A 14,724-nucleotide genomic window follows, 5' to 3' on the forward strand; every position below is an offset into this window, starting at 1 on the left:
GTCTGCAGCCCGATCCTCAGATCGGGCTGATCAACCCGACCGGCTGGCTGCCGAGCAGGGCGGCGACCGAGATGCTGCCGCCGGGTTCGATCGTCTTTCCGGTCACCAGATCCGCCTTCAGCCCGTGAAGAGGGGAGGGGACGGCGATCGCCGTATCCTCCCAAAATTCCGGGCCGGCAAACAGCACGCCCGGGTCGAGCCAGCCGAACATCAGCCGGGGTGCGGCGACGATCGCAAAATCACTGGCATGCACCCGGGCAAAAGCCAGCACATGATCGCGCCGGCTGCCCGTCACCTTCAGCGGCAGATAGTCGCCTCTTATAAAGAGGTCCGGATGCCGCTGGCGCAGCTGCAGGCCGATCCCGACGATGCGCTGCTTTAACGCCGCCGCCTGTAGCTTGGCGATCGGTCCGGCTTCATCAAGCCAGGCGGTCAGCCGTGCATGATCGACCAGGCGTCGGTTGTCGGGATCGACAAGACTGAAATCGAAGCCTTCCGTGCCCTGGTAGATGTCGGGAATGCCCGGCGCCGTCAGCTTGAGCAGCGTCTGCGACAGGCTGTTGAGGTAGCCGGCTGCGATGAAGGGCTGCAGCACCCTTTCGAAATCCTCAAGGAAGGCGTCATTCTCGGGCGACACCAGCGCCGCTGCATAGGTCGTCACCGCTTCTTCGTAAGCGGAATCCTGTTCCACCCAATCAGTGTGGAGTTTCGCCTCGCGCACTGCCTTGACCGCGTACTCGGTGAAGCGCTGACGATGTTCTTCCATCTGTCCTCTGTCGAAATCTTCCGGCCAGATGCCGGCCAGCGCCTGATAGAGCATCCATTCGATATTCGGCTCCGGCGCTACGCCATCCGGCAGGTCCTTCAGCCACGGCCGGTTCATCTCACGCCAGCGCGCCAGCGCCTGCACGAACACATCCGCGCCCTCGCTCAGCGCATAGAGCCTTGCGCGCGCATCCTCGCCGCGTTTGGTATCGTGGGTGGCGGTTGCCGACAGCCCGTGCGGCTGCAGCCGCGCCCGCTCGGCCAAGCGACGATGGAATCCGTCCGGACCGTCGGGCGCCTTGCCGGGTTCGCTGCCGACCTCGTTGGCGGCAAGCAACCTGTTATAGCGGTAAAATAGCGTATCCTCCGTCGCCTTCGCCATCACAGGCCCGCTCAACTGCTGGAAGCGGATACGGAATTCGTGGGCTGGATCACCGTCGACCTTGCCTTCGAGAAGCTTCAGCACATGGTCGAGGGCGCGACGATCATCGAGCTCTGCCATGGCTTGCGATGCGGTCGCGGCAAGGACGGCTGAATCCTGCCAGGCGAGCGGGCCGCCATCGCCATAGGTGCGGTAGACCGGAAAGGCGATCAGCAGTTCGCTGAGCGCCTTGGCGATCTCGTCTCTGTTTATCTCGGGGAAGACCCCTGCCGCGATCGATACCAGCCTGCCGGTCTCGCCGGCGAAATTGCGCTCGACCATCTGTCGCTTGGCAAGCCGCCGGCCCTCCTCGAGATCGCCTGTCTCTCGGGCGACGCCACGATAGGCATCGTCCAATCTGCGCAGGCCGCCGCCGTCGACGAAGAGTTCGCTCAGCGCCGCGATGAATTCATATCCGGTGGTGCCCGCCACCGGCCAGCTTTCCGGCAGGACCTCGCCAGCCCCAAGGATCTTTTCCACGACGATATAGGTATCGGGCCCGACCGCTTCCCGCAGCCGGTCGAGATAGGCCTTGGGTTCGGCGAGCCCGTCGACATGGTCGATGCGCAGCCCCTGCACCTTGCCGTGGCGCACCAGCTCGATCGTCAGGCAATGCATGTCCTCGAACACCGGGGGATTTTCGACGCGGGTACCGACCAGTCCGGTGACCTCGAAAAAACGGCGATAGCTCAGATGCCGTGCCGCTTCATGCCAATGGGTGAGCCGCCAGTGCTGTCCCTCATGCAGGCTTTTAAGGAAATCGCGGTCGGACGAGACGTCGTCGAGTTTTTGCCGGAGGATCGCCCGATCGCCGCCTTCGAAGAGGATGTCGCGCATCGCCCGGGCGAGGTTCTCGCCGGAGGTGACCTCCGCAGCCTCTGCCATTCTCGTTGCCACCGGATCGTCGAGCCGGTTTGCGATCGCGCCGTAACAGCTGGGGTTGAGCGGCAACAGCGTCTCGAAATAACCGAAGGCGAAGGTGCCATGCGTTTCGTCCAGCGTAATGCGCAGCTCGCCATCAGCGAGCGCGCGCTCGAAATCCTGGCCGAGCTGCGGCAGGGTCAGCGGCTCGCTCCAGTCGATGTCGAAGTGGCCCGCATAGGCGCTTTGATGGCCGAATGCCAGTACGTCGCGCCACCAGCCGTTTTCCGGCGAAGCGGCCATGTGGTTCGGGACGATGTCGAGGATCAGTCCCATGCCGGCCGAAGCGAGGCTCTCCGTCAGCCGGTCGAACCCCGCGCGGCCGCCGAGCGCCGGGTCGATCTCGTTGGCGTCGGTGACGTCATAACCGTGGGTGGAGCCGCTGACGGCGGTGAAGATTGGCGAGGCGTAGAGATGGCTGATGCCGAGCGTCTTGAGATAGGGAACGAGGTCGCAGACGCGATCGAAGGTCATGCCGTTGCGGAATTGTATCCGGTAGGTCGCGGTCGGAAGTGTCATGAGGCCGTCTGACGTTGGAGGGAGACCCTTTCCAACGGTTGTAGGCGGGTTTTGGTTCCTTCAGTCGATGAAAACGCCCACACTTGCGGCGCGTCCGGCCGAGTCGATGACGGTCAATTTCGAGTAGCCGCCGCCATCGGGCAGCCATTGCTGGGTGCGCCGGCGGGAGAGGTCGGGCAGCGGCCTGCCATTGGCAAGCCAGCGGAAGGGCGCGCGGCCGCCCTGCAGCTTCAGCATGAGCGGCGACAGCGCGCCGGCGCCGGCGCCGAGATCGATATGGGCGCCCTCGGGCGGATAGACGATCTGAGGGGCGGCCTCGCGGCCGGAGGCGACCAGCAGGCCACTGGCATTGAACGCGAAACGCCGCTGGCTGATCGGCAGTTCGGACTGGGCGATGCGCACCGCCCCGGCCGGCGGGCGGGGCAAGGGCGTCGTCGCGATGCCGGATTTGGCGAAACCCTCAAACAGGATGGGTGCTGCGGTGCCATAGCCGGTCAGTCCCGGCACGGCGCTGTTATCCGGCCGTCCGACCCAGACGCCGAGCACATAACGCCCGTCATAGCCGACCGACCAGGCGTCGCGATAACCGTAACTGGTGCCGGTCTTGTAGGCGATGCCGCGCTGCGGTGCGCCGGCGGGGGGAATGACGCCGGAGAGAATATCGGCGACGTTCCAGACCGCGACCGGCTCCAACAGCGGTTCGCCGTCGAGCTTGCCCGGTGCGCCGGTGACACCGTCGCCGAGCCTTGCCGGCTGGCCGCGATTGGCGAGCGCGGTATAGAGCTGCACCAGATCTTTCAGCGTGAGACCGACGCCGCCAAGACCGATCGCCAGTCCCGGCGTCTCGTTCGGCGGCAGGGCCGGGCGCACCTCGGCGCGGCGGAAGCGGACCAGCAGCCGCGACGGCCCGACGGCGTCGAGCAGCTTGACGGCCGGCACATTCAAGGAGAGTTGCAAGGCCTCGCGCACGGTGACGTCGCCCTGATAGCTCATGTCGAAATTGCGTGGCCGGTAGCCGAAGAAATCAGCCGGCCGGTCCTCGATGATCGTCTCCTGGGAGACGAGGCCCTGCTCGAAGGCGAGCCCGTAGATGAAGGGCTTCAGCGTCGAGCCCGGCGAGCGGTTGACGCGCGTCATGTCGATCCAGCCGGAGCGGCTGGCGTCGAAATAATCGGCCGAGCCGACCTCGCCGACGATCGCGCCCGTCTGGGCATCGGCCATCACCATGGCCAGCGACAGTTTTGGCCCGAGCTTCATCGCCGCTGCCCGGGCGACCGATTCCAGCCCCTGCTGCACCTGTTTCTTCAGCGTCGTCTGGTGCTTGAGGACTGCCGGCTCCTTGCGCAGTGCTGCTTCGGCGACATGAGCGGCCAGCGCCGGCAATTGCATGCGTCGCATGGGGACAGCGACACCCTCGGCTCGCTCCGCCTCGCCGTCGCCGACGGCCTCAGCCACGGCGACACGCTCAAGCACACGCTTGCGCGCCTCTTGCGACGCCTTCAGATTGCGGTCCGGCCGGCGCCGTTCGGGCAATTGCGGCAGGGCGACGAGCAGGGCTGCCTCGGCGACCGTCAGGCGGCGCGGCTCCTTGCCGAAATAGGCAAGGCTTGCGGCGCGTACGCCTTCCAGATTGCCGCCGTAAGGCGCATGCGTCAGATAAAGATCGAGGATCTGTTCCTTCGACAGCCGCCGCTCGATCTGCACGGCACGCGCGAGCTGCAGCAGTTTTGCCGAAAGCGAGCGTCCCGCCCGCGGCTCGATCAGCCGCGCCACCTGCATCGAAAGCGTCGAGGCGCCGGAAACGATGCGGCCGTTGCGGACGAATTGCGTGGCTGCCCGCCCGAGCGCCCAGGCATCGACGCCATTGTGATCGTAGAAACGCTGATCCTCATAGGCAATCAGCATGCGCAGGAACTGTGGATCGACGTCGGCAACCGTCGTCTTCAGCCGCCAGCGGCCTTCCGTCGTTGCAAAGGCGCGCAGCAACTGGCCGTCGGCATCGAGCACCTCGGCGGAAACCACGTCCGCTCTATCCAACGGCGGCGGAAAAGCCTTGTCGGCGGCGTCGAGCGCAAGAAGAGCCGCGCCGGCAAGAAGGATGCCGGCGACGGACCCGATCGCAAACTTGTGCCACAGCCTCATTCTTGTGCTGCCACGACCTCCATCTTGCCGGTCGCCGTGCGGGCCGAAAGCTCCGGCCGGTACATGTCCTCGACGCTTGCGGCCGGATGGTCGTAGATGCCGGGGGTGACGGCGCGCACGACATAGGCGACGTTGAATTCGCGCTCGTCGCCCTGAGCGCGGTTGAAGGCGGCGACGAAACGGTCGTAGCGGAATTCGGTATGGGCGGCGGAAATTTCGCCGATCCAGTCGAAATTCGTCATCTGGGCGCTGTCGACGAGGTTTGGATTGTCGATCTCGAAGCCGGCCGGCAGAAGATCGGTGACGACGATGCGCGACGGCCAGTCGTTGCTTTCGCGTACATGGATGACGACGACATAGCGTTCGTTCTGCTGGGCTTCGCTGACATTCGCCTCCTCGCCGTCGAGCGTGTAATAGCTGCGCTCGATGAGGAAGCCGTCGCCGCCGGCCGGCAACGGCACGGTCGGTGCGGCAACGGTGGTAACAACCGCCGATACCGGGTCGTTCGTCTGGTTGGTCAAGGTCAGCGGATGATCGGTGAGCGCATCGCCGGTCATCCGGGCCATATAGGCGCCGGTGTGGGCGGCGCCGTTGACGTCGACCTTCAACCCGTCGTCACCGCCCTGGATGGCGCGTGCGGCAAGCAGCATCCAGGCCTCTTCCTGGGTGCTCTTGTATTTGCTGCGCTGCCATTCCTTGGCGACGGCCTTGGCGAGTTCCGGGACGACAGGCGGCACCGGCCGGCTTTCGGCAGCGAGCGCCAGGATCGCCGCGCCATCGCGCAGGATCGTGCCGTAGTCGGTGCGCGACAGGTTCACGCGTGAGACCATCGACTGCTCGGACATTTGCAGCGCGTCGAGGAAGATGTTCTTCGAGCGCTGGGCATCGCCATAGAGCGCCAGTGCGGCGGCGATATGCGCCTTGGCGAGCGGCGTCGGGAAGTCGTTGATCATCGTATCGGCGTAGTAGCGCAGATCGCTGATCGCCGCCTTCTTGTTGCGGGCAAGGACATAGATGGCATAGGCGATCTGATCGCCCTGGCCCTTGATGTCGGTGGTGTAGGACAGGGTGTTCTGCAGGTTTTCCAGCGCCTGCACGAAGGCCCTTTCCGGCACGTCATATTTCATTTCGCGGGCCCGCGTCAGGAAGTCGGTGACGTAGGAATCGAGCCAGACATCGCCCGAATCCGGTCCCCAGAGGCCGAAGCTGCCGGCCGAGGCCTGGTAGGAGAGCACGCGGTAGATCGCATCCTGGACGCGCTTGTGCACGTCGTCGTCATTTTCGATGCCGGCCTGCTTCGCCACTTCGGCGAGGTAGAGCAGCGGCAGCGCCCGGCTGATGGTCTGCTCGGCGCAGCCCAAGGGATAGCGGTCGAGCGTCATCAGCAGTGCCGGGATGTCGAAGGCGGCCGAACGGGTGACGTTGACGCTGATCGAAGCACCCGGCAGGACGCTGTCGGCAAGCAGGTTCTTATCGACGGTGAGCTTTGCTCCGGGCTTCAGCGCCAGCACCCTGCGTTCGGTGATCGGCAGGGATGACGGGCGCACCGGCACGTCGACGGTCTGGTCGAGCGAAAGGCCGGAGGCGTCGGAGAGGTTGATCGAGACGCTGCCGGCGCCCGGCTGTTTGCCGATGAGCGAAAGCGTCAGCGCGGACTTGGCGCCGGCCTCCAGCCGGATCGTCTGGTCGGCAGAGGCTTGGTCGATGCCGACCGCATCATTGCCGGTCAGCTGCAGCTTGTAGTCGCCGGCCGGCGCATCGGTATTGGCGATGTCGAGGCGCAGATTGGCCTTGTCGCCGGGGGCGAGGAATTTCGGCAAGCTCGCGGTGACGACGACCGGATCGCGGATGATGACGTCCTTGACGCCGTGCCCGACACCGGTCTTCGACCAGGCAACCGCCATGACGCGCGCCGTGCCGTTGAATTGCGGAATGTCGAAGGAGATATTGGCCTTGCCTTCGGCGTCGAGCTTCACCGGCCCGGAGAAGAAGGCGACGAGCTTCTGTGTCGGCGGGCTTGCCTGCAGCGCAATGGCACCGCCGTCGCCACCGGTCCTGAGCTTGCCGGTCGCACCCAGCGAGCCGTCGATCAGCCGGCCATAGAGGTCGCGGATTTCAAGGCCGAGCTGCCGCTGGCCGAAATACCAGTCTTCCGGGTTCGGCGGCTCGTAACGTGTCAGGTTGAGAATGCCGACATCGACGGCGGCAACCGTGACATAGGCATCCTCGTTGGCGCCCGCACCGGCCACCTGCAGGCCGATGTTCAACGGTCCGCGCGGCAGCATCTTTTCCGGCGTGTCGAGCTTGACTTGCAGCGCCCGCTGTGCGGGATCGACCTTCAGCCATTTGATGCCGATCGAACGCATCGGCATGTGGCTGTCCTGGGCGTCGCCGGGGCGGAAGAGCGTCGCGGTCACATAAGCGCCGGCACCCCAGTCTGCGGTGACGGGGATGTCGACCTCGCCGCCGGTCTCGCCCATCGTCGCATTTTGCACGGCAACCAGCTTTTCGGTTCCGGCCATGACCATCAGCTCGCCGCCATAGCGCGAGGTGATTTTCAGCTTGGCGGTGTCGCCGACGTTGTAGCTGTCCTTGTCGAGGGCGATTTCCAGCCCATCCGGTGTTTCGGTCGAGGTCGAGGCCACGAACCAGCCGGCGTCGAATTCGACGCTGGAGGTCGGGCCGTCGGCATCCGAGCTTTCCACTTCGAGGCGATAGCGGCCCAATTTCACCGGCACGGAGATCTTGCCGCCGTCCGTCGTCGCGTCCACGCTGCCATTGGCGATCTGCTCGGCGGTGTAGACCGGCTCGTATTTCCATGCCGTCCCCTCGCGATACCATTGGTACTCGCGGTTGAGGCTGTAGAATTTCCAGCGCAGGCCCTTGGTCTCCTGCTTCTGTCCCTCGGCATTGACGCCGATCACCGTGAAGTTGGCGATGGCGTTCTCAGGCAGATCGTCGGAAAATTCCGGCTTGATGCCGATCGAAGCGCCCTGATTCTTCACCGGAATGGTCAGCGAACGCTCGATGGCGCGGCCGCCGGCCTCCTGCATGCTGATATAGACGGTGGCGTTGAGCAGTTGCGTCGTTGCCGGCAGCTCGCTGACGGTGAGATCGGTCGAGGCTTCGCCGTTCTCGTCGAGTTCCGGCAGGCCGTCGATCGGCAGGCGCGAATCCTCGCTCGCCTCCTCGTCGGCGAGGCCGAAGAGGAAGCCCTTATAGGCGGCGCTCTCGCGCGTCGGCTTGACGACGACATTGCCCTCGAGCGTCAGGCCGGCGGCCGGGGCGCCATAGAGATATTTGCCGAAAACATTAATCTTCGCGGGCATATCCGGGCCGATTTCCTTGGCCTCGGTCTTGATCTCCAGGTCGGTGCGATCCGGCACGAAATCGTCGACCAGGAAACTCTTGCTGGCGATCGCACTGCCCTTGGGATCGGTGTAGATGTTCATCGTCCAGGTGCCGCGCATGGCGTTTTCCTGGGTCGGGAAATCGATGCTGTAACCGCCGAGATTGCTGGTCTGGCTGACGATCCGCCGGTCTTCGACACCGTCGGGGCGGCTGAAGATGAAAGTCAGCGGCAGGTTCTCGATGGCGTTGCCATCGGTGTCGCGGGCGAGCGCCTGTGCATGCACCGTTTCGCCGGCGCGATAGATGCCGCGTTCGGTAAAGGTCAAGACGTCGATCGCGCCGGGTGCGGCGCGGCCGGTCACGCCGCGGTCGGAGAGATCGAAGCCGGCCCGCGTCATGTCGAGGAAAACGTAGTCCGACGTGCCGTTCCTGGCGGTAATGACGGCGGGTGTCAGCGCCGCCGTGCCGCGGATCAGGCCGGCGGTGAAGGTGGCGCGGCCGTTTTCGTCGGTCTTGGCGGTGCCGAGCACTTCATTGTTCTTGGCAAGCAGCTGCAGCTCGACGCCTGATATCGGCTTTGCCGAGGCAAGCGAACGGGTGAAGACGTTGAGCCCGTCCGTGCCGGCATAGGTGGTGATGCCGATATCGGAGACGAGGAACCATTGCGTCGCCTGCGAGTCCCACTCCTGCGCCGGGCCATTCGGCCCCGTTGCGGTCATCACGTAGACTCCGGGCTTGCGCTCGGGCAGCGCCTCATCGACGGGGAAGCTGGTGACGATGTCCTTGTTGAGCTCGTCGGCGATCTCGATCGAACCCTGCCAGACGAGTTCGCCGTTCTGATCCTGGATGTTCTGGGCGCTGTAGCCGTCGAGCTGGGTCAGGAATTGCGAGTTGGTCAACAGCGGCGCGATGGCGCGATCGCCGATGCGGTAGAGTTTGAGGTTGGCAGACGTCATGTTGACCGAGACGATCGGAATGCCGCGGCGCGCCGTCGAGGGCAGCACGAAGCTGTCGCCGGTGAAACGCACTATCTGGCTGCGGTCCTTGATATAGACGTCGATGCTGACGGGCGCTTCGAGCGCCTCGTCGACGGATGACGGCAGGCCGGTGCGGAAGCCGAGCTTGTAGGTTTCGCCATGCGTCAGCCCCTCGACGCAGATCTGCTTGTCCTTGGTTTCCAGCGCCTTGGGCGCCGCACCGTTCAGCGTCACGAAGGGCGTATAGTCGGTGGTCTTGTTGAGAGCTTCGGAGAAGGTGACGCAGGCGCGCGGCGTGGCGCTGTCGGCGTCGACCGTGTGTTCGGTGATGCGGAAGCCCTGCGTCGCCTTCAGCTGCAGGTAGGCCGCCTGCACATCCTCGGAGGCAACCAGCGCCAGGCTCGCCTTGTAGGCGTCGAGCGCCGGGCGGTAATTGGCGTTTCGGTCCAGGGCGTCGGCGAGGACGGCGAGCGCTTCGGCGCGCTTGGGCTTGGTGCGCGTCAGCTCGTAGCCGTTCAGCGCGTCGAGCACGGCCTGACCGCTCGTGCCACTCTCGGCGCTGCCGAGCGAAGCTGCGGCGCGGGCGGTTTCGAGCCAGAGATCGGCGTCGTCAGGGGTGATCGACAGCGCGCCATGGAAGGACTTCAGCGCGTCGGCCAGATTGTTGCCGGTGAGGTCGATGCGGGCATTGGCCGTCAGGCTGTCGGCGCCCTGGCCCTGCTGGTCGTCGGCAAGCGCCAGATTGTCCTTGAAGTCGCGGGCTTGCTGGATGAGGTCGTTCGACAGGAAGGTCAGGCGCGGCGCAGCACCGAGATCCTGCTCCTTCTGGCCGGTCGTCTCGACAATCTTGCCGGCGATGGCGCCGGGGAAGGCGTTCATCGTCTTGAAATCGGATTTCAGGAAGCACCATTTCACCTTGGGATTGTAGGTGAAGGCCTTGCAGCTCTTGTCGCCGATGCACGAGGTCTTGCACTGATCGAGTGAGACGTTCTGCTCGGTGCGAAGATCGAAGCCGAAGAAATCGGCGTCCTTGATCGTCTGGATGTCGCGCTTGGTCTCCGCAGTGGCGGCGGGAAAACTGACGGCGATCGTGGAAAAAAATGCGATTGTCGCGAAAGCAAAGAACGAGCGCACGGACATAGGTTCCCCCCGGAAATGCAGGCTCTGACCGGCGGGCACTCTCCTCACTCCTCGCGAAATTGTCAACTCAGGTTGCATGCTGTTTCATCTTCACACAGGCGCTTTCGTCTGCCTGTCACATCGGCGTGAGTGATCGGCTTGTGATTTGCGCCTTTTGCAAGGATGAGCAAGGATTTGGGCCATCGCAGGAGGTAGCGCCATGTCCATATTTTCTCACCGCAGGAGCCTTGCCGGGCTCTTAGCCGCCACCATTGTCTCGCTCGGTGCGTGTGCCGCAAGTGCGGCTGAAGATGCCGTCGTCATTCCGCCGCCGGCCGTTGACGAGGCTGCCCGGCCGGGCACCGAGAGCGCCATTTTCGCCGGCGGTTGTTTCTGGGGTGTCCAGGGCGTCTTCCAGCACGTCAAGGGCGTCCAGAGCGCCGTCTCCGGCTATGCCGGCGGTGAGGCTGGGACGGCCCAGTACGAGACCGTCAGCACCGGCTCGACAGGTCACGCCGAAGCCGTCGAGGTGAAGTTCGATCCGAAACAAGTGAGCTACGGCAAATTGCTGCAGATCTTCTTCTCGGTGGCGCACAACCCGACGGAGCTGAATTTCCAGGGCCCGGATCAGGGAACGCAGTATCGTTCGGCGCTATTCGTCGCCGACCCCGAGCAGCGCAAGGTCGCCGAGCGCTATATCACTCAGCTCGACAAGGCGCATGTCTTCGCCCAGCCGATCGTCACCAGGGTCTCCGACACCACCGGCTTTTATTCCGCCGAGGCCTATCATCAGGATTTTCTGACGCTCAATCCGACCTACCCCTATATCGTCTACAACGACCTGCCGAAAATCGAGAATCTGAAGTCGCTGTTTCCCGCCGATTACCGCAGCCAGCCGGTCCTCGTCAGGAAGGCCAAGGGGTGATTAACCCTCAGGGGATGATGTCGATAGGCGTGTGATTGGGAACGCGGGCCCAGATATCGCGCATCTCCGCATTGGTGACGGCAATACAGCCATCCGTCCAATCCCATAGCTGATGGGCTTCCTGGAACAGGCCCCAGCCATTGGGAAGCCCGTGGATCATGATATTGCCGCCGGGCGGAAAGCCGTTGGATCCGGCGTTGCGTCGGTCATCCGGGTTCGGATAGGAAATGTGGAGGCTGAGATGCGCCATGGACTTGGGATTTCGCCAGTCGATCTCATAGCGCCCTTCCGGCGTTTTTTCGTCACCTTCCTGTTGCTTGGGACCGGCATCGGCAGCCTGCCCCAGTGAAATCCGATATGTCGAGATCGGAACATCCCCTTTGAGAAGGACCATGCGGCGTTCGGATTTATAAACACGGATGAGGTCGGCCTGTTGCGCGAGCGGCGCATCCGGAGGTGGCGAGCCCGAGCCGATCCTGGCCATCAATTTGGTATAGGCGAAAAGGCTGACCACGACCGTGGCCAAGACGATAAGTTTGGTTTTCAACGTGAGCCTCGATCTTCATGCCAACGGAATAATCATATCGTGTCATCGTGCCTTCATCCAGAAGGTGCGCGCTTGAGATTGAGCACAATTTAGCGCCCGTTTTTGCTTCGCCGGCTTTCTTGTTAAGAATCTATCAACGTTAACAATATCTTAAATATCAAAAATCGCGTTCCACCGCGGAACATATCTTCAAGTTGGCCGTTTCAGCAGGGAGTTTCGTGCAGGGACAGCTGCCGGAGCGGATACCTCTTCCGAAGTATATGCGTAACAAGGGGACGTATCATGGCCACCAATGTCGTGCGGCGCTGGCAACGAGATGATCTCATGAGACAGAGAGTATTGATCGTCGAAGATGAATTCCTCATCGCCCTGGATCTCGGGGCGACGGTGGAAGATATGGGTATGCAGGTCGCAGGTCTTGCGAGTGATCGCGAACAGGCGCTGCGGCTGGCGCCGCTTGCCGATATCGCCTTCGTCGACGTCAATCTCGCCGACGGCCAGACCGGGCCCGAGATCGGCCGGCGGCTGGCAGAAGAACACGGCATTGCCGTCGTGTTCATGACCGGCAATCCCGAAGTTGTCGCTAATGGCGTCAAGGGCGCGGTCGGCGTGGTGCAGAAGCCGGTCATGCCTTCTGTCGTCCAGCAGCTGGTGAAATATCTTGCCGCGCGCCGCGTCGGCATGTTTGCGGTCGTGCCCTCGCAGATGACCGTCTTCGCCTGATTGAAAGGGCCTGATCGGGAGGCCTTATCCGCCCGCTATGGCCGCAAGCTGCGGCGGGCGACCGACCTTATCAGCCGCCGGCCCGCCATAGGCCTTGAGAAAGGTACGGACGGCATTGCGCGCCGCCTTATCAAGCTCTTCATCGGTGGGCGTTCCACCGAAAAGCGTCATCATCTGCAGGTCAGCATTGGCGAGCGCCACGAACTGCCGGGCGGCGACGTCGAAATCGTCGATGACGAGCGCGCCCTTATGAGCGACCCGCGCAAGAAGCGCGGAAAGGGCAGTGGTCAGCTTGCCCGGTCCCTGCTGGCGCCAGCTTTCGAACAGGTGCGGATATCGCTCACCCTCCGTCTGCACCAGCTTGCGCAGGAATTTTCCGTCGTGATTGCAGATGCAGTTCTTGTTGAGGCGCACGGCGAAGGCCGTCAGCCCGTCCTCCAGATTGTCGGCGTTTTCGGGAAAGCTCGCCAGCACCGAGAAGAGCATGGCGTTGGCGCGGTTCATGACGTCCTCGACGACGGCGACGAACAGCGTTTCCTTCTCGCGGTAGTGATTGTAGATCGTCTGGCGAGAGACACAGGCGACGGCGGCAATCTCGTCGATGCTGGCGCCGGCAAAACCCTGGCGGCAGAAGACGTCGGCGGCGGCATCGAGGATCGACATGCGCTTTGCGCATTGTCCGCGCTGCGTATGCCCCCCCATCCGGACTGCCGGTGTCATGCGATCTTTCATGAAGGCGAAGATAAGACGTCTTGACGATTTAGACAATGGCGTCTAGTTTACAGCCGTGTCCAAATTTGTTGACACTATTGGTTCCGTTGCTGAAGATATGAGCTCCCAACTTCGTCTTCGCGCGAACGATCATCATTGAACCCCAGAACATGATGCCGAAAAGTGTGAGGAGTTTTCGGGCGCCATCCTGTTCTAAGAGCACTGCGGCGGAGCGACGATTCGATGCTTCCGCTGCGCTTTTATGAAAGATCACCATTATGACGGCTTCCTTCTTTCGCATTGCTCTCATTCTTGGCCTTCTCTCGGCCATCGGCCCCTTCGCCATTGACATGTATCTGCCTGCGCTGCCGTCCATCGGCCAGGACTTGCATGCGGATAACAACGTCACCCAGCTGACGCTTCTCGCCTTCTTCATCTCCTTTGCCCTCGCCCAGCTCGTCTATGGTCCGCTTTCGGACATGTGGGGTCGCAAGCTGCCGCTCTATCTCGGCATCGGCGTCTTCGCGGTCGCCTCGATCGGCTGCGCACTTTCGACCGATATCGAAACGCTGATCGCCTTCCGTTTCGTCCAGGGCATCGGCGGTGCCGCCGGCATGGTCATTCCGCGCGCCATCGTCCGCGACATGCATACCGGCGTGCAGGCCGCGCGCCTGATGTCGCTGCTGATGCTGGTCTTCTCGATCTCGCCGATCCTGGCGCCGCTGACCGGCAGCGCCGTCATCGAATTCTACGGCTGGCGCGGGGTGTTCTGGGCGGTGATGATCGCCGCCTTCATCGGCCTCGTCCTGCTTGCCACCCAGCTTGACGAAACCCGCCCTGCCAAGGAGCGCAGCGGCAGCGGCCTCAAGAGCGCCATGGCGGCCTACCGGCTGCTGCTGGCCGACCGCAATTTCCTGACGCTGACCTTCATCGGCGGTCTCGGCATTTCGAGCTTTCTCGTCTATCTCGCCAACTCGCCCTTCGTGCTGATCCAGCACTACGGGCTGACGCCGACCGAATACAGCTTCGCCTTCTCGATCAACGCCGTGTCCTTCTTCGCGGTGTCGCAGGCGACCGGCTGGCTCGGCGAGCGTTTCGGCCTGGTGCGCGTCATGCGGATTGCGGTCAGCGCCTTTGCGCTAGCCATGGTTGTCATGGCGGTGGTGATGGCTTCAGGCTTCAACCAGCTGCCCGTCATGGCGACCTTCCTGTTCATCGGCTACGGCTTCCTCGGCCTCGTCATCCCGACCAGCGCCGTTCTTGCTCTCGAGGATCACGGCGCGATTGCCGGCACCGCCTCGTCGCTGATGGGCACGCTGCATTTCGTCATTGCCGCCGTCGCCATGGTGATATCGAGCCTTTTCTTCGACGGCACGGCCGTTCCGATGGCTGCCGGCATTGCGCTCTGCGCCTTCTTAGCCTTCGCGCTGACCCAGGCAACGATCGGCCGCCGCGCCGCCGTCGCCGCTGCCGAATAGTCAAGCACAGGCCGCACCCATCCCCCGGGTGCGGCCACCAATCAGGGTTGCGATACCGCAGAAAATACCTCGCGCGATTGAATATTGGCGGCCAGCACTATTTACGCCATGACGCAACATGATCA

General features: G+C 63.3%; 9 protein-coding genes. 3 read left to right on the forward strand and 6 right to left on the reverse strand.

The window, feature by feature from the left end; translation table 11 throughout:
• Positions 1 to 16: 16 nt before the first annotated feature.
• The 3 genes from treY to HJB89_RS01415 are packed head-to-tail and all read right to left on the reverse strand — an operon-like array spanning position 17 to position 10,236.
• Positions 17 to 2,626: a malto-oligosyltrehalose synthase gene (treY, locus tag HJB89_RS01405; protein ID WP_221148738.1), complete on the reverse strand. Its 2,610-nt coding sequence runs from the start codon at positions 2,624 to 2,626 to the stop codon at positions 17 to 19.
• Positions 2,627 to 2,686: 60 nt separating this feature from the next.
• Entirely contained in the window at positions 2,687 to 4,768 is a 2,082-nt protein-coding gene (pbpC, locus tag HJB89_RS01410; protein WP_221132941.1) for a penicillin-binding protein 1C, read from the reverse strand.
• Positions 4,765 to 10,236, reverse strand: a complete 5,472-nt coding sequence (locus HJB89_RS01415) for an alpha-2-macroglobulin family protein (RefSeq protein ID WP_221148740.1) — start codon at positions 10,234 to 10,236, stop codon at positions 4,765 to 4,767. The genes pbpC and HJB89_RS01415 overlap by 4 nt, the downstream gene beginning before the upstream one ends.
• A 199-nt stretch (positions 10,237 to 10,435) precedes the next feature.
• On the opposite strand from HJB89_RS01415, the gene msrA reads away from it, so the two are divergent.
• Complete coding sequence (gene msrA / locus HJB89_RS01420) at positions 10,436 to 11,140, forward strand: peptide-methionine (S)-S-oxide reductase MsrA (protein WP_221148742.1); 705 nt, start codon at positions 10,436 to 10,438, stop codon at positions 11,138 to 11,140.
• A 7-nt stretch (positions 11,141 to 11,147) separates the two neighbouring features.
• Here the strand turns inward: msrA and HJB89_RS01425 are convergent, their stop codons facing one another.
• Complete coding sequence (locus tag HJB89_RS01425; RefSeq protein WP_207585432.1) at positions 11,148 to 11,687, reverse strand: murein L,D-transpeptidase family protein; 540 nt, start codon at positions 11,685 to 11,687, stop codon at positions 11,148 to 11,150.
• A gap of 282 nt (positions 11,688 to 11,969) precedes the next feature.
• On the opposite strand from HJB89_RS01425, the gene HJB89_RS01430 reads away from it, so the two are divergent.
• On the forward strand, positions 11,970 to 12,410 hold the full coding sequence (locus tag HJB89_RS01430; protein ID WP_207585433.1) for a response regulator: 441 nt from the start codon (positions 11,970 to 11,972) through the stop codon (positions 12,408 to 12,410).
• A gap of 24 nt (positions 12,411 to 12,434) precedes the next feature.
• On the opposite strand, the gene HJB89_RS01435 is transcribed toward HJB89_RS01430, so the two are convergent.
• Both HJB89_RS01435 and HJB89_RS01440 read right to left on the reverse strand, forming a co-directional pair.
• Positions 12,435 to 13,178 (reverse strand): TetR/AcrR family transcriptional regulator, encoded by a 744-nt coding sequence (locus HJB89_RS01435; protein ID WP_221115601.1) that lies wholly within the window; start codon positions 13,176 to 13,178, stop codon positions 12,435 to 12,437.
• Positions 13,171 to 13,398 carry a hypothetical protein gene (locus tag HJB89_RS01440; protein WP_221115602.1) on the reverse strand — a complete coding sequence of 76 codons (228 nt, stop codon included), beginning with the start codon at positions 13,396 to 13,398 and terminating at the stop codon, positions 13,171 to 13,173. The genes HJB89_RS01435 and HJB89_RS01440 overlap by 8 nt, the downstream gene beginning before the upstream one ends.
• Before the next feature lies 1 nt (position 13,399).
• Here HJB89_RS01440 and HJB89_RS01445 point away from each other — a divergent pair, with 1 nt between their 5' ends.
• Positions 13,400 to 14,599: a multidrug effflux MFS transporter gene (locus HJB89_RS01445; RefSeq protein WP_207585435.1), complete on the forward strand. Its 1,200-nt coding sequence runs from the start codon at positions 13,400 to 13,402 to the stop codon at positions 14,597 to 14,599.
• Positions 14,600 to 14,724: the final 125 nt, after the last annotated feature.

Source organism: Rhizobium sp. NZLR8 (assembly GCF_019685025.1).
In the GTDB taxonomy this organism is placed as follows: domain Bacteria; phylum Pseudomonadota; class Alphaproteobacteria; order Rhizobiales; family Rhizobiaceae; genus Rhizobium.

What these genes read in the sequence shown, in the direction of transcription:
- treY (WP_221148738.1), bottom strand. Translation starts at nt 2,626, where the DNA reads ATGACACTTCCGACCGCGACCTACCGGATACAATTCCGCAACGGCATG.
- pbpC (WP_221132941.1), bottom strand. Translation starts at nt 4,768, where the DNA reads ATGAGGCTGTGGCACAAGTTTGCGATCGGGTCCGTCGCCGGCATCCTT.
- HJB89_RS01415 (WP_221148740.1), bottom strand. Translation starts at nt 10,236, where the DNA reads ATGTCCGTGCGCTCGTTCTTTGCTTTCGCGACAATCGCATTTTTTTCC.
- msrA (WP_221148742.1), top strand. Translation starts at nt 10,436, where the DNA reads ATGTCCATATTTTCTCACCGCAGGAGCCTTGCCGGGCTCTTAGCCGCC.
- HJB89_RS01430 (WP_207585433.1), top strand. Translation starts at nt 11,970, where the DNA reads ATGGCCACCAATGTCGTGCGGCGCTGGCAACGAGATGATCTCATGAGA.
- HJB89_RS01440 (WP_221115602.1), bottom strand. Translation starts at nt 13,398, where the DNA reads ATGGTGATCTTTCATAAAAGCGCAGCGGAAGCATCGAATCGTCGCTCC.
- HJB89_RS01445 (WP_207585435.1), top strand. Translation starts at nt 13,400, where the DNA reads ATGACGGCTTCCTTCTTTCGCATTGCTCTCATTCTTGGCCTTCTCTCG.